20 protein-coding genes are annotated in these 18,423 nt (G+C 67.8%); 3 read left to right on the plus strand and 17 right to left on the minus strand.

All coding sequences use genetic code 11. The features are described from left to right. Positions 1 to 107 precede the first annotated feature (107 nt). The 6 genes from ftsY to WEB06_11650 form a co-directional block, all read right to left on the minus strand. A complete protein-coding gene (ftsY, locus tag WEB06_11625; GenBank protein ID MEX2556270.1) occupies positions 108 to 1,253 on the minus strand; it encodes a signal recognition particle-docking protein FtsY in 1,146 nt (381 codons plus the stop codon). Positions 1,254 to 1,302: 49 nt separating this feature from the next. Continuing rightward, entirely contained in the window at positions 1,303 to 4,728 is a 3,426-nt protein-coding gene (smc, locus tag WEB06_11630; GenBank protein MEX2556271.1) for a chromosome segregation protein SMC, read from the minus strand. Between the two features lie 110 nt (positions 4,729 to 4,838). Next, positions 4,839 to 5,018 (minus strand): hypothetical protein, encoded by a 180-nt coding sequence (locus WEB06_11635; protein ID MEX2556272.1) that lies wholly within the window; start codon positions 5,016 to 5,018, stop codon positions 4,839 to 4,841. A 263-nt stretch (positions 5,019 to 5,281) separates the two neighbouring features. Next, the gene (locus tag WEB06_11640) at positions 5,282 to 5,548 is read right to left on the minus strand and encodes an acylphosphatase (protein MEX2556273.1); all 267 of its coding nucleotides are present in this window, start codon (positions 5,546 to 5,548) and stop codon (positions 5,282 to 5,284) included. Between the two features lie 20 nt (positions 5,549 to 5,568). Beyond that, positions 5,569 to 6,738: a molybdopterin-synthase adenylyltransferase MoeB gene (gene moeB / locus WEB06_11645; protein MEX2556274.1), complete on the minus strand. Its 1,170-nt coding sequence runs from the start codon at positions 6,736 to 6,738 to the stop codon at positions 5,569 to 5,571. Between the two features lie 390 nt (positions 6,739 to 7,128). Beyond that, positions 7,129 to 7,365 (minus strand): hypothetical protein, encoded by a 237-nt coding sequence (locus WEB06_11650; GenBank protein ID MEX2556275.1) that lies wholly within the window; start codon positions 7,363 to 7,365, stop codon positions 7,129 to 7,131. On the opposite strand from WEB06_11650, the gene WEB06_11655 reads away from it, so the two are divergent. Beyond that, positions 7,343 to 8,161 (plus strand): caspase family protein, encoded by an 819-nt coding sequence (locus WEB06_11655; protein ID MEX2556276.1) that lies wholly within the window; start codon positions 7,343 to 7,345, stop codon positions 8,159 to 8,161. The genes WEB06_11650 and WEB06_11655 overlap by 23 nt on opposite strands. A gap of 22 nt (positions 8,162 to 8,183) precedes the next feature. Here WEB06_11655 and mutM read toward each other — a convergent pair whose 3' ends face one another. The 9 genes from mutM to WEB06_11700 all read right to left on the minus strand — a co-directional run bounded on the left by mutM (position 8,184) and on the right by WEB06_11700 (position 15,963). After that, on the minus strand, positions 8,184 to 9,017 hold the full coding sequence (gene mutM, locus WEB06_11660; GenBank protein ID MEX2556277.1) for a bifunctional DNA-formamidopyrimidine glycosylase/DNA-(apurinic or apyrimidinic site) lyase: 834 nt from the start codon (positions 9,015 to 9,017) through the stop codon (positions 8,184 to 8,186). Position 9,018: 1 nt separating this feature from the next. Beyond that, positions 9,019 to 9,774 carry a ribonuclease III gene (gene rnc / locus WEB06_11665; protein MEX2556278.1) on the minus strand — a complete coding sequence of 252 codons (756 nt, stop codon included), beginning with the start codon at positions 9,772 to 9,774 and terminating at the stop codon, positions 9,019 to 9,021. 3 nt (positions 9,775 to 9,777) lie between these two features. Then, positions 9,778 to 9,960, minus strand: a complete 183-nt coding sequence (gene rpmF / locus WEB06_11670) for a 50S ribosomal protein L32 (GenBank protein MEX2556279.1) — start codon at positions 9,958 to 9,960, stop codon at positions 9,778 to 9,780. 2 nt (positions 9,961 to 9,962) lie between these two features. Then, positions 9,963 to 10,505, minus strand: coding sequence for a DUF177 domain-containing protein (locus WEB06_11675; protein ID MEX2556280.1), 543 nt, complete (start codon positions 10,503 to 10,505; stop codon positions 9,963 to 9,965). A gap of 64 nt (positions 10,506 to 10,569) precedes the next feature. After that, positions 10,570 to 11,172 (minus strand): hypothetical protein, encoded by a 603-nt coding sequence (locus WEB06_11680; GenBank protein MEX2556281.1) that lies wholly within the window; start codon positions 11,170 to 11,172, stop codon positions 10,570 to 10,572. Further along, a complete protein-coding gene (gene coaD, locus WEB06_11685) occupies positions 11,159 to 11,644 on the minus strand; it encodes a pantetheine-phosphate adenylyltransferase (protein ID MEX2556282.1) in 486 nt (161 codons plus the stop codon). Before coaD ends, WEB06_11680 begins: the two co-directional genes overlap by 14 nt. Further along, on the minus strand, positions 11,637 to 12,188 hold the full coding sequence (rsmD, locus tag WEB06_11690; GenBank protein MEX2556283.1) for a 16S rRNA (guanine(966)-N(2))-methyltransferase RsmD: 552 nt from the start codon (positions 12,186 to 12,188) through the stop codon (positions 11,637 to 11,639). Before rsmD ends, coaD begins: the two co-directional genes overlap by 8 nt. After that, on the minus strand, positions 12,188 to 14,377 hold the full coding sequence (gene recG, locus WEB06_11695; GenBank protein ID MEX2556284.1) for an ATP-dependent DNA helicase RecG: 2,190 nt from the start codon (positions 14,375 to 14,377) through the stop codon (positions 12,188 to 12,190). Before recG ends, rsmD begins: the two co-directional genes overlap by 1 nt. After that, complete coding sequence (locus tag WEB06_11700) at positions 14,374 to 15,963, minus strand: DAK2 domain-containing protein (protein MEX2556285.1); 1,590 nt, start codon at positions 15,961 to 15,963, stop codon at positions 14,374 to 14,376. Before WEB06_11700 ends, recG begins: the two co-directional genes overlap by 4 nt. A 58-nt stretch (positions 15,964 to 16,021) precedes the next feature. Between WEB06_11700 and rpmB the strand changes: the two genes are divergently transcribed. Next, positions 16,022 to 16,213, plus strand: a complete 192-nt coding sequence (rpmB, locus tag WEB06_11705) for a 50S ribosomal protein L28 (protein MEX2556286.1) — start codon at positions 16,022 to 16,024, stop codon at positions 16,211 to 16,213. Here rpmB and thiD read toward each other — a convergent pair. After that, on the minus strand, positions 16,210 to 17,013 hold the full coding sequence (thiD, locus tag WEB06_11710) for a bifunctional hydroxymethylpyrimidine kinase/phosphomethylpyrimidine kinase (GenBank protein MEX2556287.1): 804 nt from the start codon (positions 17,011 to 17,013) through the stop codon (positions 16,210 to 16,212). The genes rpmB and thiD overlap by 4 nt on opposite strands. Continuing rightward, on the minus strand, positions 17,010 to 18,020 hold the full coding sequence (gene thiL / locus WEB06_11715) for a thiamine-phosphate kinase (protein MEX2556288.1): 1,011 nt from the start codon (positions 18,018 to 18,020) through the stop codon (positions 17,010 to 17,012). Before thiL ends, thiD begins: the two co-directional genes overlap by 4 nt. Positions 18,021 to 18,120: 100 nt before the next feature. Here thiL and WEB06_11720 point away from each other — a divergent pair, with 100 nt between their 5' ends. Then, positions 18,121 to 18,330, plus strand: a complete 210-nt coding sequence (locus tag WEB06_11720; protein MEX2556289.1) for a dodecin domain-containing protein — start codon at positions 18,121 to 18,123, stop codon at positions 18,328 to 18,330. Positions 18,331 to 18,423: the final 93 nt, after the last annotated feature.

An 18,423-nucleotide genomic window follows, 5' to 3' on the forward strand; every position in this document is an offset into this window, starting at 1 on the left:
ACCGTTTCGTCGGCCACCGAAAGGAGCATCGGCATTCGTCGCGAACCGCTTAATCGGCTCGGATAAGGACGCCCGATTCGTTGCTGTTCGTCCAGGCGAAACGGCTGCTATCCGACGAGCGCGTCGACGAAAGCAGCGGGGTCGAAGGGCTCCAGATCCTCGGGTCCCTCCCCCACCCCGACCAGCTTGACGGGGATCCCGAGCTCCTGCTGGACGGCGATCACGATGCCGCCCTTGGCGGTGCCGTCCAGCTTCGTCAGCACGATGCCGGTCACCTCGGCGGCCTCGGCAAAGGCGCGAGCCTGAGCGATCCCGTTCTGACCCGTCGTCGCGTCGAGCACGAGCAGCACCTCGGTCGGCGGGCCGGCTTCGCGCTCTATCACGCGGCGGATCTTGGAGAGCTCCTCCATCAGGTTCCGTTTGGTGTGCAGACGTCCGGCGGTGTCGATGATCAACAGATCCGCTCCCCGCGCCTTCGCGGCTTTGACGCCGTCGAACGCGACGGCCGCCGGGTCGGCGCCGGGCACCTGCTTTATGACCTCGGCGCCCGCGCGCTCAGCCCATCGCTCGAGCTGCGTGTCGGCCGCGGCGCGGAAGGTATCGGCCGCGGCAAGGATCACCCGACTCCCCTTGAGGCGTTCACGAAGCGCGAGCTTTCCGATCGTCGTCGTCTTTCCCGTGCCGTTGACGCCGGTGACCAGCCAGATCGTGACCCCGTCCGCCGTCCGAAGCGACCGGTCGGTATCGCCGATTATCTGCAGGAGCTCTTGGCGCAAGACGCCGAGGAGCTGCTCGGGCGCGACGTCGCGAGATCTCGCGCGCAGATCGTCGACGATCCGCGCCGTCGCCGCGACGCCGACGTCGGCCTGAAGCAGCAGCGCTTCGACCTCCTCCCAGTCCGCGTCGTTCAGGGTCTCGCGCTTGAAGACGCGCACCAGCGCCTGGCCGAAGGACGACCGTGCCCGACCCAGACGCTCGCGGAGCGGGCGGGGAGGGGCAAGGTCTTCGGGCTCGGGTGCCGGCGCTTCGGGGGGCGCAGCGACCGGAGGAGCCTCGACGGCGGGAGCCGGTGGTGCGTCGACGACGGGTGACGCTGCCTCGCCTATCTGCGCACCTTCCGGCGGACGTTCCGGCGCTTCGACCCCGCCGCGACCGGATCGACGGCGCGACACGACCACGCTTCCGGCGATCGCACCGAGGAGTACCAGGACGATCAGGACGTAGAGCAGGACGAATCCGGGACCCTCCGACATCGAGCCGCGAGACTACCGCACGGATCGCACGGGGCGCACCGAGGCAGGGTTAGGCGCCGACCGGCTCGTTCTCCTCGAGCCGTTCGCTGAGGACCCGAGTCACCCCGTCGCCGCCCATGGAGATGCCGTAAAGGGCGTCGGCGATCTCCATCGTGCGCTTCTGGTGCGTGACGATCAGGATCTGTGAAGCGTTCTTGAACTCCTTGGCGAGCTCGAGGAAGCGGTGCAGGTTAACGTCGTCGAGCGCGGCCTCTACCTCGTCCAAGAGATAGAAGGGAGACGGGCGGGCACGGAAGATGGACGAAAGCAGCGCGATCGCAGTCAGCGCGCGCTCCCCACCGGATAGGAGAGAGATCCGCTTCACGCGCTTTCCGCCGGGCCGCGCTTCGATCTCGACCCCGCTCTCGAGCAAGTCGTCGGGCTGGGTCAGCGTCAAGCGCCCCTCCCCACCGGGGAACAGACGGAGGAAGACCTCCTCGAACTGCCGGGAGACATCCGAGAACGCCCCGCCGAAGATCTCCACGATCTTGCGATCGACTTCGCCCACGACCGAAACCAGGTCGCGCCGGCTCTTGCGCAGGTCCTCGACCTGCTCGCTGAGGAAGGCGTGACGATCGACCATCCCTTGGTACTGCTCCATCGCGATGGGGTTGACCCGCCCGAGTAGTCCCAGCTTGCGGTCCAGGGTGGCTGCGCGGCGGCGGAGCTCCTCGAGCGCCTCGCCGGTTGGGGGTTCGCCCACGCGTTGCATCGCTTCGTCGGGCGCCAGATCCTGATCGGCGCGAAGGCGCTCGACGAGCGACGAGATGCGATGCGATCGCTCGGCGCGCGCGAGATCGCTGCGATGGGCGGTCTCGCGGAGCTCCTCAAGGCGCGACTCCGCTTGGCGGCGATAGCGGCGGACGCTTCCGAGCTCCTCTTCGAGGCCGGCGCGTTCGGACTCGCGACGCTGTCGCTCAGCACGCGCCTCGGAGAGCCAGCCGTCCATCCGCGACTCGACGGTAGCCGCTGCGCGCGCGATCTCTTGCGAGCGCAGCGCGGCGCTCGCGCGCTCCGCACGGCTCGCTTCCCACGTCTCCATCGCGACGCGGACGCGTGCCGCCCTCGCCTCGAGCTCCTCGAGGGCGCTCCGCGCTGCGCGCTCACGTTCTCGCATTCCACCGAGACGCAGCGCGTTCTCAGCGGCACGGCGCTCCATCGTGGCGAGGGCGGCCGCGTCGAAGGTGTGATCGACGCCCATCGCTCTTCCGAGCTGCGCCTCGACGGCGCCAAGCTTCTCGGAGTCCACCGCCAAGCGCTCTTCGACCTCGACCGAACGTCCGGCGAGCACCGCCTGCTCGCGATCGGCCGCGTGCTCCTCGCGCTCGAGATGCGCCAGCCGCTCGACGGCGCCGGTGATGAGCGCGTCGAGCTCGTTCATCTGGCCGGTGAGTGCGTTGACCTCACCGATGCTGGCCTCCGCCAGCGCTCTGGCGCTCCACGCTTCCTTCGTAGCGCCCTCGAGGTCGGACGAAACAACCTGCAACCGCTCGTCGATCGATGCGACGTCGACGGCGAGATCACCGCGCGGTTCGGCTTCGGCCCCGCCGGCCACGAGGTCGCTCGCGACCCGATCGCCTTCGCGCGTCACGATCACGAGGTCCCGGTGTGCGCGGGCGAGCGCGAGCGCGTCGTCCAGGGTGTCGACGAGACCCACCGAGGACAGGATCGCAACCAGCGCCGGCGGGATGTCGCGACCGGCTGTCGGCTTGGCCGCCTCGATCGCGCTGCGAACGCCCGGCGGCAGCGCTCTCGCGATCTGACGTCCGGTCACGATGAATGCAGCCCTGCTCCCCATAGCCTTGAGCCGGCCGATCGCCGCGGCCGCGTCGTCGAGGGATCGGGCGAGCAGCGCCCCCGTGTACGGCTCGAGCGCCGCAGCAAGCGCGCGTTCGAACCCGGGCGCCGGCCGGACCAGCTCGGCGATCCGGCCGAGCAGTCCGGGGAACCGCTCGCGGTCGATGAGGTCGGCGGCGCCTGCAGTTCCCGCCCGCTCCAGCTCCGAACGCAAGATCGCGCGCCGCGTCTCGAGCTTCTCGACATCGCGCTCGAGTTCGCGAACGCGATCGTCTGCCGTGGCGGCCGAGACCTCACGCTCCCGCGCCGATATCTCGAGCTCCTCGAGGCTTCGGCCGAGACTCGTCTCGCGCGTGTCGAGCACCTCGATCTCTTCCTTGACCGCCGAGATCTCGGTCGCCCGCCGGCGGGACGCTTCGGTGAGCGCCGCCTGTTGGTCGGCGATGTGACGGCGTTCGTCCTCCGCGGCTTCGACGGCGGCGCGGAGCGCCGCCCGCTCGCCGTGGAGGTGCACGACGGCCTCGCGCGCCCGTGCGGCTTCTTCGCGCGCACCCGCCGCGCGAGCCCACTCCTCCTCGGCGGTGCGCGCATCGCGTTCGATCGATGCGCGCTCGGAGGCCGCTTCCTCGAGCGCGCGACGAGCGGCGGCGATCATCTCCTCGCCCGGCGCTTCTCCTTCCGGGGCGCGGTCGGCGAGGTCGGAGAGGTGCCGCCCTCGCTCTTCTGCCAGCCTGGCGAGCCCGACGAACCGCTCTCGCAGCGAGGCGAGGCGATACTCGGCGCCGAGGGCCTCTTGCGCGTCCCGGCTCGCGCGAGCGCTGCCGTCCTCGATCTCCTCACCGCGGACCTCGAGCGCGCTCACCTGCGCGGACAGCGCGTCGAGCTCCTCGGAGAGCCGGCGTTCGGCGTCGACGTCGGCCTCACTGACGACGGCGGAGTAGTCGGCCGCCCAGACGGCGAGGCGTACCTCCTTCAGCTCGCCTTCGATCTCCGATGCGCGCTTCGCGACCTCGGCCTGCCGCTCGAGGGGCCGGATCTGACGGCGAAGTTCCGAGATGAGATCACCGATGCGCTCGATGTCGGCGTCCACGCGCTCGAGCTTGCGTATCGCACGCTCCTTGCGACGTCGATGCTTGAGGATGCCGGCAGCCTCTTCGATGTACGCGCGGCGGTCCTCGGGCCGTGCGTTCAGGATCTCGTCGAGCTGGCCCTGCCCCACGATGGTGTGCAGCTCGCGGCCGACACCCGTGTCGGAGAGCAGCTCTTGGACGTCGAGGAGACGGCAGGTGACGTCGTTGATCGCGTATTCGCTGTCGCCGTTGCGGAAAAGCGTCCGCCGTATCGTCACCTCGGTGAACTCGATCGGGAGGATCCCCGACGAGTTGTCGATCGTCAGAGCGACTTCCGCACGCCCCGCGCCCGGTTTTTTCGGCGTGCCGGCGAAGATGACGTCTTCCATCTTGCCGCCGCGCAACGTCTTCGGGCCTTGTTCACCGAGAACCCACGCGATGGCGTCTACGAGGTTGGATTTTCCGGACCCGTTCGGTCCGACGATGACGCTGACGCCGGGAGCGAACTCCAGCACGGTCCGCTCGGCGAACGACTTGAAACCCCGGATCTCAAGGGATTTGAGAAACACGCGGAACCCTAGCAGAGCGTTTCACGCGCCCCGCGTAGCAACGAAGCCCGCCATGAAAGAAAGAAACGACCACCCCCGCGGGGTGGCCGTTGGAGTCGAAGCGCTTCGCGCTACGCCAGCGCCTTGACCTCTTCGCGGGTCTCCGCGATGGCGCGGAGAGCGATGATCTCTGCCTCGGACGACTCAAGTGCCTTCTCGAGCTCTGCGACTCGAGCCTTCAGATCGGCGATCTGCTTCAGCAATACATAGGCGCGTGGTTCCCCCAGATATCCGAACAGCGCTTTCGACATACCCGTGCCCCCTTCGTCAACAGGGGGGCGGATCCCGCCTGCTGGGCCGCCCAACTCCTCGACGCGTTGCCGCCGAGGCCGTTCTTCTCTTGCCTCTTCCCTGGTCGTGGCTGGATCTTGATCCGACAAGGCTTGGGACAAGGCTCGGGAGGGACCTTGGTCCCTCTTCACGAGAGCACTTTAACGTAGCGTTCGGCTCCTGAAAAGGGGTTGAAGGCGATCCGCTCAGAAAATGTCTGGAAACTCTTAGGAAACTGCGGGCGCTAAATCGTTGAAAATACGGAAAACTCACGAGTCGCAGGCTCCCACGAGACCTCTACGTGCTCGACGGTCGCGTGCGGTGGACCCGACCTGCACCAGTCGACGACCGCCCCGACGTCGGATTCCTCGCCCTCCACAACGGCCTCGACGCGGCCGTCGTCGAGGTTGCGCACCCATCCGCTCACGCCCAGGTCTCGAGCCCGCTTGGCCATCGAGTGCCGGAAGAAGACCCCCTGGACGTAGCCGGTGACGTAGACGTGCGCCCTCATGACCGCCACGGCGGCCGGCCTCAGTAACGCGGGATGGTCGGATCGATCTGCGCTGCGTAGGACTCGATCCCGCCGGCGAGATGCTTCGTGTTCGTCAGGCCGACCTGGTGCAGGAACTTGAGCACTTCCGCCGACCGTGCACCTACCTTGCAGTAGACGAGGACGTTCCCGGATTGGGGGATCTCACTGATGCGTGCCGGCACGTCGTTCATCGGGATGAGCTGTGCTCCGGGGATCCGCGCGATCTCCCACTCGTGGGGCTCTCGGACGTCGATGAGCACGATCTCGTCTCCCCGGTCGCGCATCTGCGCGAGTTCGCGCGGGGTGACCGACAGCTGCGAAGCGAACTGGGCGATCTCGTCGGTGACGCCGCAGAACGCCTCGTAGTCGATGAGCTCCTTGACCGTCGGGTTCTTCCCACACACCGGGCACTCGGGATCCTTGCGAACGCGAAGCTCCTTGAACTTGAGTTCGAGGGCGTCGTAGATGAGCATCCGGCCGATCATCGGGTCGCCGATCCCGGTGATCAGCTTCACGGCCTCGGTTGTCTGCAGCGATCCGATCGTGCCGCAGAGCATCCCGAGGACGCCGCCCTCCGCGCACGACGGAACCATCCCAGGCGGCGGGGGCTCGGGGAACAAGCACCGGTAGCAGGGCCCGTGCTCCGCCCAGAAAACGGAGAGCTGGCCGTCGAAGCGGAAGATCGAGCCCCATACGTACGGCTTGCCGAGCAGGACGCACGCGTCGTTCACGAGGTAGCGCGTCGGGAAGTTGTCGGATCCGTCGACGATGAGGTCGTACGGTGCGAACAGCTCCATCGCGTTCTCACTCGAGACCATCGTCTCGTGCTTCACCACGTTCACGAAGGGGTTGATCTCGCCGATCCGGTCGGCGGCCGAATCGAGTTTCGGCCGGCCAACGTCGCTCGTCCCGTGGATGACCTGACGCTGGAGGTTGGTGTCGTCGACGACGTCGAAGTCCACGATCCCGAGCGTGCCCACGCCCGCCGCCGCCAGGTACATGGCGACCGGGGAGCCGAGCCCGCCGGCGCCGATGCAGAGGACCTTGGCGTTCTTCAGCCGCTTCTGCCCGGCCATCGCGACGTCGGGGATGATGAGATGCCGCGAATAACGTCGGATCTCCTGGAACGAGAGCTCATCGGCGGGCTCGACCAAGGGTGGAGGCCGCAGTATCTCGCCGTCCCGCGTCATAAATCTGCTTCCTTCGCTCGCGCCGATCGAGTGATACGCCCCTCTGAACGCTCCGGATGAGCCCGACATTCCTGGTCAGCGGGTCGCCGGAGCGACTCGGGAGCGTCCGCGCTGGATACTAGCGCGCGCCAACCGACAGAAGCACCGGCGCGGAACCGTGGCGCAACTGGGGCGAAAACGACCCGATGCTTGCCGGGGAAGGAGCGGGTATGAATGGGGTCGAACGGAATTGATGATGATGTTAGGGACTTCCAGGTTGACGAAGGCACATGCGGCACTCATAGCGATCTTGTTGGCCGCGGCGACCGCGGCTCTCGTCGTCGTCGGCCCCGGATCCACGCCGGCGAGCTCGAGACCGCAAACAGCAAGTCAACCTCCGGCGCGCTCGCCGGTCGTCCCGGACGCCCCGGCGGTGGTTCCGCCGGCACCCGCCAAGGCTCCGGGGAAGGCGAGCGGCGCCGGCTCGGCGCGCCTCGTGGCCACCGACGAGAGCAGTGTGGCGGCCGCGTCGACGACGACTTCGTCGTCCTCGTCGGGTAGTTCCTCCTTCGCCCAGAAGTACCCGGCCCAGGCGAACGCGTCGGTGGATCCCTCGGTCCCGGCCACCAACTATTGGGCGCTTCTCATCGGGATCAACGACTACGCGGGCTCGACGCGAGACAACGTCGGGTCGTATCAGGATGCTCGGGATCTGAGGATGCATCTGTTGTCGCTCGGGTGGCACTCCGACCACATCGTGCTCATCGGGAACCGTGACGCGACCGCTTCGCGCATCCTCCAGGGGATCCGATGGCTGGCCTCGAAGACGAACTCGTCTTCCGTCGTGGTGTTCCACTATTCGGGGCACGAGAAGCCGCTCAAGACCTCTGCCGATGGCGACAACGAGAGCCGGGATGTCGCGCTGTGGGTCGCGGACAACAAGCTGATCGTCGATGGGGTGCTCGGGCGCGAGATGGGCAAGGTCGCCGCCGCGAAGATGTGGATCGATCTCGCCGTATGCCGTGCCGGAGGGTTCAGCGACGTCGGGATGGTAAAGGCGGGGCGGGTTCTCACCTTCTCCTCGCCAGAGAGCGAGCTGTCATACGAGGATCCGGGCCTCCATCACTCAGTCTTCGGCTGGTACGTGATCATGGAAGGGATGCGCCAGCACCTCGGCGATTTGAACGGCGACGGCGTCGTCACGGTCGAGGAGGCGTTCGTTTACGGCAGACCGCTTGTCACCGATCGCACGGGTGGTCGGCAGCACCCGAAGATCTCCGACAAGCTCAGCGGGGAGCTGAACCTGACCCCGCCGGAGCCGGCGCCCCCACCCGAACAGCCTTCGCCGGACGACGGCTCCGGTGGCGGATGCGGGATCGTCATCTTCTGCACCGAGGGCTACCGCTCGGAGTACTGGGCCTGAGCCGCTCCTCCCCGGATCGGCGTCACACCTGGCATTGCGGGCAGTAATACGTGCTTCGGTTCGACCAGCGCGCTCGTTCGATCGGGGTGCGACAGCGCCTGCAGGGTTGGCCTTCGCGGCCGTAGACCTTCAGGTGGTCCTGCATCTCTCCCGTCTTACCGTAGAGATCCTTGTAGGTCTCGTCCTCGAGCGTGACGCCGCGGAACCGCACGCCCTCCTGCAGCACCTCTTGCATCGCGCGATACAGCCGCCGCACCTCTTGCGCGCTGAGCGAATCGGAGGGCCGGTCGTGTCGCAACCCCGCGGCCCAAAGGATCTCGTCCGAGTAGATGTTGCCGAGGCCCGAGATGAACTTCTGGTCCATGAGGAGCGCCTTGAGCTTCGTTCTGCGGCTGTTGAGCGACTCCGAGAAGTGCTGCCACGTGAACGAGTCCTCGAGCGGGTCGATCGCGATGTGCTGCAACTCCTTGACGCCCGAGATCTGATCGCCGGTCGTGACGAAGAGCTCGCCGAACTGTCGCATGTCGATGAACCGCAACTCGCCGCCGACCTGGAACCTGATAACGGCGTGGGTGTGCTTCTCCAGCGCCTTTCGGCCGGTCGACCGCTCGACGCGACCGCTCATCCCAAGATGCATCACGAGGACGTCGCCAGAATCGAGCGACAGCAAGACGTACTTCCCACGGCGGTCGACCTTGGTGATCTTGCGACCCACCAGGGGTGCGGTGAACTCCTTCTTCGTCTTATGACGACGGATGATCCGCGGAAGACGGACGTCGACGTCTTTGATCTTCTTGCCGACGACATCGCGTTCCAGATCCTTGCGAACGACCTCGACCTCGGGCAGCTCCGGCACGCTATCGCCCGGCCCTGGGTCGGGAACCGGACCGCAAGCTGGGACCCGGCGACGCGCGAAGGCGAGCGATCGCCTCGCTGGCCGCCGCTTGCTCGGCTTCCTTCTTCGAACGTCCCTCGCCTGATCCGTGATCCTCTCCGGCGAGGAAGACCGAGGCCTGGAATCGCTTGGCGTGATCGGGCCCGCTCTCCGTGATCCGGTACTCGGGCAGCGTCCCGAGGCGTGCGGCCGCCAGCTCTTGGAGCGAGGTCTTGTAGTCCTGCACGGTGCCGCCCTCGACCTGCCCGCGGATGCGCGGCAGGAACAAGCCGAGGATCACACGCCCGGCCCCGCCGATCCCGCGGTCGAGGTATATCGCTCCGAAGACGGCTTCGAGCGTGTCGGCGAGGATCGACGGCTTGGTGCGTCCGCCGGTCATCGCTTCGCCGCGGCCCAGCAAGACCGCATCGCCGAGCCCGACCTCGCGCGCGACGTCCGCGAGGATCGTCATGTTGACCAGCGCGGCGCGCATCTTCGCGAGATCCCCCTCGGGCAGCGTCGGATACTCCTTGTAGAGGGCGTCGGTGACGACGATGCCGAGCACCGCGTCGCCCAAGAACTCCAGGCGCTCGTTCGTCTCGAGCTTGCCCTTCTCGTACGCGAACGAGCGATGGGTAAGGGCCATCTCGAGGAGACGGCGGTCACGGATCCGTACGCCCAGACGGCGCTCGAGCGGCGTCGCCCGGCCCACACGGCTCCGGACGCGGCCCAGAAGCATGGTCTAGGAGACCGGAAGTACCTGACGACCGTCGTAGGTCCCGCAGTTGGCGCAGGCGTGGTGCGGCAGCACCGGCTTGTGACACTGCGGACACGAGGCGTACGGCGGCGACTTCGCGGTCGCTTTCCACTGCGCCTTGCGCGAACGGGTTCGCGACCGCGGCTTCTTCCTCTTGGGTACGGGCATCTCTATTCCCCCATCCGTTCTTTCAGCTTCTCGAGTGGCGCCCAGCGAAGGTCTACGCGCTCCGAGCCGTGCCCGCAATCGACCACGTTCCGGTCGGCGCCGCACACCGGACACAGCCCCTTGCAGTCCGGTCCGTGCAGCGGGTTGCCGGGCATGGCCAGCAGGACCGCGTCCCGGATCACCGGTTCGAGGTGGGCATGGTCGCCGTCGATCTCGTAGCCCTCTTCGGCTCCGGGCTGCCCCGGGTAGGCCAGGATCTCGTTCAGCTCGAGGGCGAAGGGCAGCTCGAACTCCTCCAGGCAGCGGATGCACTCGAGCAGGTACGAGCCTCGGACCGTTCCACCGACTAGGACCCCTTCGACCAGGCTCTCGAGCAGCAGATCGAAGCTGAGCGCCGGGTCGACCCGCCCGATATCCAGCGCGAGACCGGCGACCTCTTCGGTGAACTCGAGACGCTTGGAGGTTCCTGGATCGCGGAGAAGCTCCGAGACTTCTACGGAGAGTTTGCTTACTTCACGCAGCGCGTTCAACCCCTTGGAAGTCATTCGCGCGAACAATAGCACAGCGACATTTAGGGGGTCTGACCTGGGGAAACAGAGCGTTGAAGGGTTAGTTTCCCGCCTTGTCGCCCTCGGATTCGTCGGTGGACAACTCGTCGGCCTCGAGCCGACCGGCGAGCCGCCGACGACCTCGCTCCACCGCCTGCAGGGTCTTCTGGAGGACGACCTCGAAGTTGGCCAGCTTCGACTCGACGTATACCTCCGCCTCGGCTCGGATCCTCTTGGAAGTGGACTCGGCCTCGGCGACCAGCCGGTCGGCTTCACGAGCGGCGGCCTGGACGATCTCCGTCTTGGAAAGCAGGCGCTCGCGCTCCTGGCGCGCCCGTTCCAGGACCCGCTGGGCCTCGTGGCCGGCACGTTCGAGCACCTCCTCGCCGTCCTGGAGGATGGAGCGGGCCCGGGTGATCTCCGATGGCAGCGACCTGCGAAGGAGCTCGATCAGGTCGAGTACCTCCTGGCGGTTGACCAATGCCGAAGAGGACAAAGGCATCGAGCGGGCGTCGGCCACGATCTCCGCGAGCTTCTCGATCAAGCTCTCGGGTCCTCCCGCCGGAGGCGGGACGGCCGGCTCGGCGTCCGGCGGCGCGAGCTGCTCCCCGGACCGGATCACGACCGGCCCGGAGGACGCGGGAGCCTCGTCAGCCTTGGCCACCGATACGCTCCTTCAGCCGGCGCGCGACCTCGGAGGGCACCAGTCCTTCGACCGATCCCCCGAAACGCGCGACTTCTTTCACGATGCTGGAAGACAGGAAGCTGAATGCCGGGTTCGCGACCATGAACAGCGTCTCCACACCTGCCAGCCGATGGTTCATCTGCGCCATCTGCATCTCGTACTCGAAGTCGCTGACGGCTCGCAGCCCCTTGACGATGAGCCGGGCGCCCCGACCGAGCGCGTAATCCACAAGCAGCCCCTCGAACGAGTCCACCTCGACGCCGTCGACGTCGTTGAGAACCTCCTTCACCGTCGCGATCCGCTCATCGAGCGTGAACATCGGCTGCTTGCCGGGGTTCTGGGATACCGCCACGACGAGGGTCGACACGTGCAGCCGGGCCCGCTCGATGATGTCGAGGTGGCCATGGGTGATCGGGTCGAAAGTGCCGGGGTAGACCGCGATGTCAGGCATCGTCCCGCACCGCGATGCTCAGCTGGGTCCGTCCGAAGCGCCGGGTCCGCGTTTCGCGGAACCCCGGTGGCCATTCCACCGACCCTGAGGCAGCTTCCACGACGACCGTTCCCCCCGTCCGGATCCACGCTCCGGACCCCAGTTTCCCCAGGATACGAGCCACGAATCGTAGTCCGCGTGCGTAAGGAGGGTCAAGGAAAGCCAGGTCGAACGGCTCGGTGGCCGGGCGCGAGAGGAACTTCTCGGCGTCGCGCCTCCGGACGACCCCTTTCGCTCGCAATGCAGTGGTGCCGAGATTCGCAAGGATCACGCCGCACGCCTCTCGGGACGACTCGACGAACACCGCTTCCGCGGCCCCCCGGGACAGCGCCTCGATGCCGAGCGCCCCGCTCCCCGCGAACAGGTCCAGCACCCGAGCCCCGTGAACGCCGGGACCCAAGATGTCGAAGATCGCCTTCCGGGCCATGTCGGTGGTCGGGCGGGTCTCCGGACCCGGAAGTGTGCGGAGCCGGGCTCCTTTCGCCTCGCCGGCAGTGACACGCATCAGCCGGCGAACAGCCAATCGAGCCGCTCGCCGAATCGGCGCCTGACCTCCTCGCGAAGCAGCCCGTGTGCCGGATCGGTGAGGCGGGGGTCGTCCTCGACGAGCGCGAAGGCTTCCCGGCGGGCGGCGGCGAGCAACTCGACGTTACGCACGAGCGGGCTCGCGAACCGAAGATCGCTCTGCCCGGCCTGAGCCGGGGCGCCGGTCCCGTCCTCGGCGGTGACCGCTCCTCGCCCGAACAGCTGCCCCTCTCCGCGGATCTCCAGATCCTTCTCCGCGAGCACGAACCCGTCGGTCGTCGCTGCCATCGCCGCGAGGCGCTCTCGCGCGGCTCGGCGCTGCTCCGTGTCCGCCTGGTCGAGCGACGTCAGCAGGAAGCAGGTCGACGGGTGCTCGCCTCGGCCGATCCGACCTCGGAGCTGGTGCAGCTGCGATAGTCCGAAACGGTCCGCATCCTCGACGACCATGATCGAGGCGTTCGGGATGTCGACCCCGACTTCGATCACCGTCGTCGCCACGAGGACGTCGATCTCGCCGTCCCGCAACGCCTGCATCACGCGTTCCTTCTGAGCCGATCTGAGGCGACCGTGGATCAGCCCGACGCGCAGGTCGGGGAAGACGTCCTTCGCGATCCGCTCGTACTCGGTCGTCGCGGCCTTCGCCTCCAGCGTTTCCGAGTCGGATACGAGCGGACAGACGATGAACGCCTGTCTCCCGGCCACGGCCTCTTCCCGGATCCGCTCGTACGCCTGGTCGCGCTCCGCCGGGCCGAGCACGTGCGTGCGAACCTTGATGCGCCCAGAGGGCATCTCGTCGAGCACGCCGACGTCCAGGTCGCCGTACAAGGTCATGGCGAGCGTCCGTGGGATCGGCGTCGCCGTCATGATCAGCAGATCGGGTTCCGCGTCGTCCGAGCCCTTGGCTCTCAGCGCGATCCGTTGATGCACGCCGAAGCGATGTTGTTCGTCCACGACGGCGAGCCCGAGTCGCTTGAACTCGACGCCTTCCTGGATCAGCGCGTGGGTGCCGATGAGCATTGTCGCCCGTCCGCCGGCGGCTTCCTCTAAGGTGCGCTGACGGGCCTTGCCTGTTACCGCCGACGTGAGCAGCTCGACGCCGAAGCCCTCACCGAACAGCCGGCCGTCTTCTGCGGGCGCAGCGCCGGCCAGCGGCTCGAGCAGGCGGCGCACGGTGAGGAAGTGCTGCTCCGCCAGAACCTCGGTGGGAGCCATGAACGCGGTTTGTGATCCAGACCCCGCCGCGACCAGGGCGGCGGCCACCGCGACGACCGTCTTGCCGCTCCCTACCTCACCCTGGAGAAGACGGTGCATCGGCCGCGGCTCGGCCATGTCGGAAGCGATCTCTTCGATCGCCCGTCGCTGTGCGGCCGTCGGACGGAACGGCAGCGATCGCAAGAATCGCTCGACCAGGTCGGCGCCACCCGGGTGCGACAGACCACGGACCTCACGCTCGAACCGGTGCTTGCGGACGGCGAGACCCGCCTCGAGCACGAACAACTCCTCGAACGCGAGCCGTCGTTTCGCGCGGCTCGAGGAATCCGACGCCGTCGGGAAGTGCATCTCTGCGATCGCATCGGACCGCGGCATGAGTTTGAGCCGCTTGACCAAGGCCGGAGGAAGGGGTTCTTCGATCAGGCGGCCGTACTTGCCCAATGCCGAGTGCACGTAGCGACGGATCATCATCGTCGTCACGCCCTCGGTCGCGGGATGGATCGGTATCCTGCGGCCCGTGTGAACCCCTTCATCATCGCCGCGGATCGCCTCGATGAACGGATTGCCCGAGACCTGAAATCTCCCGGCTCGCCGCTCGAAGCGGCCGGCGACGGCGACTTCCATCCCGGTTGCGTAGTTCTTGGCCCGGAACGGCTGATTCCAGAAGACGACCTCGATGTAGCCGGTTCCGTCCCCGATCTTCACGCTCAGCATGTGCTTGCGGCCGCGCAGGTAGCGGCCGTCGACCTTGTGGATCTTGCCGAGCACGGTCGCCTGTTCGCCGATCTTCAGATCGACGATCCTCTTCGTCTTCGAGAGATCGATGTAGTCGCGCGGGACGTACTCGAGCAGGTCCCGAACCGTGTGTACGCCCTTCTTGGCGAGCTTCGATGCGACCGCCGCCTGGAGCCCGGCGATGCCGGCCTTTGAGAGTGGAAGGTCGAGGGGCGAGCTCACTCCAGCGCGAACAGGTATCGATGGACCGGCTGCCCGCCCTCACGGATCTCGATCGCGACGCCGGGAAGTCGTTCCGCGAGCGCGCGTTCCAAGGCTTCCACTTCGGTGGGAGGAGCGTCGGCTCCCACGAGCACGGTGAGGGCCTCACCCTGACCCAAGGCCTCGGCCACCGCGAGCGCGACTGCCAGTGGGTTCTGGTCGGTCGCGACCACGTCTCCTCCGGCGAAGCCGATCGCGTTCCCGGCTTGGACGGGTCCGGCCGGCGTGACGCCGTCGCGCATCACGAGCGTGACCGTCCCGGTGCGCGTGCCGGCCAGCGCGGCGCGGATGTCCGCCAGGTTGTCGTCCATCCCTCGGCCGTCGGAGAAGGCGACTGTGGCCGCGAACCCCTGCGCGAGATCCCCGGCGTCGATCAGCTCGACACGCTTGTCCCCGACCTGCTCGATCGCCGCACGGGCGGCCGTCATCGCATCCTCGTTGTTCACGAGAAGGATGACGTCGCGTGCAGGAGCTCGCTCGATCGCTGCGATGAGCTCCCCCACCGACGGGTTCATCGTCCGCCCTCCGTCGATCAGCACACCGGCGCCGAGCTCCGCGAACACATCCCGGATCCCATCGCCCGAAACCACTGCTACCAGGGTGACGGCGGCTTCCGGCAACGCAACCGGGATGGAGCGCGCCCCGGCGACCCCGGCGATCTGGTCGGCGAACGCCACGACCGAGATGTCGTGCGGCCGCCCGGCCGCCATGCCCATCTCGATCGCTCGACCGACCTCGTTCGTGTGGACGTGCACGTTCCACAAGCCGGCGCCTCCGATCACCGCCACCGAGTCGCCGATGCTACCCAGACGCTGCCGCAGCGCGAGCGCCTGCTCGTCGTCCGCTTCCTCGAGGAGGTATTGGACCTCGTATGCGAAGGCGCTCGACCCGGCCTCGCGGCGACGGACGACCGGCCGAAGCGTCCGCGGGGCCACCGGAAGCGGACGGCCCGCGACCGATGCCGCGAACGCGTCGAGCACGACGCATAGCCCCATGCCGCCGGCGTCGACCACGCCGGACTGCCTGAGCACCGGCAAAAGCTCGGGAGTCCGCTCGAGCGCTTCGTGCGCCGCCCGCCCGGCTGCGTCGAGGATCACCGAGCAGTCGTCGTCGGAGAGGTCCGCGACCGCGTCGGCTGCCTCGCGCGCGACGGTGAGCATCGTCCCCTCGACGGGTGTGAGCATCGCTTCGTACGCGAGCTCCGCGCCGCGCGCCAGCCCCTTCGCGAGCGATCGGGCGTCGAGCCCCGCTTCGTCGACCGCATCGCAGAGCCCTCTCAGCACCTGGGCCAGGATGACGCCGGAGTTTCCTCGCGCACCCATCAAGGAGCCTCGCGCGATCGCGTCGGCCAGCGCGCGGGGCTCATCGGGGACGCCTGGGAGCGCCCCGGCGACGGCGGTCATGGTCAAGACGAGGTTGGTGCCGGTGTCCCCGTCCGGAACGGGATAGACGTTGGCGGCGTCGATCTCGTCTTGGCGGGCTCGGAGCGCCTCGAGAGCTGCGAGACAGGCACGCCGCAGCTCGGACGCGCCGAGGACCGTTATCACCAGATCATCCTAGCAACGCGTTGCTCCCCGTTCGGGCGGCCGGTACCATGTCCCGGCCATGGCAGCCGTCTGTGAGATCTGTGGGCGCAAGCCCGGCTTCGGCATGCAGGTTTCCCACTCTCACCGCCGCTCTCCCCGCCGCTGGGACCCCAACATCCAGCGGGTACGGGCGGTCGTCAACGGCTCGCCGAAGCGGCTGAACGTCTGCACCCGCTGCATCAAGGCGGGCAAGGTCCAGCGCGCCGGCTAGCCGCTCCCGGTAGCCAGCCGCCAGGACGGATTCACCGGGCCGATCCCTTTGCCGATCGCGAGCGAGTGCTCGATCGCGCCGGTGACGAACTCCTTCGCATCTCCCACGGCGACCTCAAGTGCCAGCCCCTTCGCGAGCCCGGCGGCGATCGCAGCCGACAGCATGCAACCGGTCCCGTGCGTGTTGGGCGTGTCGAGGCGACGCCCGGCGAACTCGCGGATCCCCTCCGAAGTCACGAGCACGTCCACCGCGTCGGCTCCTTCGACGTGGCCGCCTTTCACGAGAACCGCGCGGGCGCCGAGCGCCAGGATCGCTTGCCCGGCCGAGACCTGATCGGCGTGCGTCTTGACCACCGGCATCCCGGCCAGCCCGGCCGCCTCGTGGGCGTTGGGCGTCACGACGAGCGCCAGCGGCACGATCCACCGGCGAAGCGCGTCCACCGCGTTCTCGTTCAGCAACGGGTCGCCGTGCTTCGAGACGAAGACCGGATCGACGACGAGCCGATCGATCTCGACCTCGCGGATCGCGCGCGCGACCGCATCGATTATCGGCTCGCCCGCGAGCATGCCGGTCTTGGCCGCATCAACGCCGATGTCGGACGCCACGGCGGTGATCTGCTCGGCAACGGTCTCGGGCGGCAACTCGACGAAGCCGCTCACGCCGACGGTGTTCTGCACCGTGACGGCGGTGATGGCCGTCATCCCCCACACACCCAACGCTTGGAAGGTCTTGAGGTCCTGCTGGATCCCCGCACCGCCGCCCGAGTCGGAACCGGCGATCGTGAGCACCCGATAGATCACGCGTCCTCCCCGAAATGATCCCAGCCGAGCCCGGCGAGCGGTGATCGCGCCCCGTCCGGTTCGATCAAGACCCGATCGTCCCCCACCAACTCGCCGATCGGGGTCACGGGTGTTGGAGCAAGGGCCTCGGCGAGCGCACGCACCTGAGCCGCCGGGATGGCGATCGCGAGCTCGTAGTCGTCCCCGCCCCCAAGGACGAGCCGGTTCCGGTCGGCGCCGGCCCAGGCCGCTACATCGGTGACCCCCTCCGCCATCGGGACGGACGCCGCGCGCATCTCGACTCCGATTCCGGACGCATCGCACAGGTGACCGACGTCTGCCGCCAGCCCGTCCGAAACGTCGATCATCGCGGTGGCCCCCACGGCCGCCGCCGCGAGGCCTTCCGGAACGCGCGGCTTCGGGCGGCGATGCGCGGCGACCAGTGCCGGGAACCGTTCGAGGAGCGCAACCGCTCGTTCGTCCTCGTGCGCTGCGCGGAGGAGCCACAGTCCGGCCGCAGCCCCGCCGACCGATCCGGTGACGCAAACGACGTCTCCCGTCCGCGCGCCTCCACGGCGCACGACACCCGACGGCCCGGCGTCGCCGAGCACCGCAACGGAAACGATCAGACGGTCCGAACCCACCGTGTCGCCGCCGACCACCGAAACGCCGAACGTACGCGCGCACTCCCCGAGCCCGTCGTACAACGCCTCGAGCGTGGCGACCGGCGTCGACGCCGGCGCTCCGAGCGACACCAGCGCGTAGCGGGGCACGCCACCCATGGCCGCGATATCGGAGAGGTTCACCGCCAGCGCCTTCCAACCGATGTCGCCTGGCGAGGAGAACGCGAAGTCGAAATGAACCCCCTCGAGCAGCAGGTCCGCCGTCGCCAGCGCCGTACCCCCGAACCTCAGCGCCGCCGCATCGTCCCCAGGCCCGAGGACGACGTTCTCGCCCGGGGGTCCGAGGCGGGATACGAGCCGCGCGATGAGACCGAATTCGCCGAGGTCACGCGCGTCCTCACCCACGCTCGCCAGCATAGCCCCGGTCGTCGGGGGCTTCGCCGGGCTTGCCCCCGGTCGCCGCGTCGGGAGAGAATCCGTCGCAAGACGAGTCGGGAGGCAGGGAATGGGCGTCATCAACACCATCGAGCTCGAAGGCGTTTCCAACGAATCCTGGGGCGCCGCCGCCCGCGAGGCCCTGCGCGAGGCCGCCAAGACGATCCGCCACATCCAGAAGATGGACGTTCTCTCGACCGCCTGCTCGGTCAAAGAGAACAAGCTGACCGAATATCGCACCCAGGTTCGGCTCTATTTCGAGGTCGAGCCGAGCCGATAGCAACCGGCCCACGAAACACTTCCGAAACTTCCGATTCTTGTTTTGTCTGCTCAGCGGCCCGGCCGGTATCATTTGTGAACGCTTTCACAACGG

The sequence above is a fragment of the Actinomycetota bacterium genome (assembly GCA_040905475.1).
GTDB lineage: Bacteria > Actinomycetota > AC-67 > AC-67 > AC-67 > DATFGK01.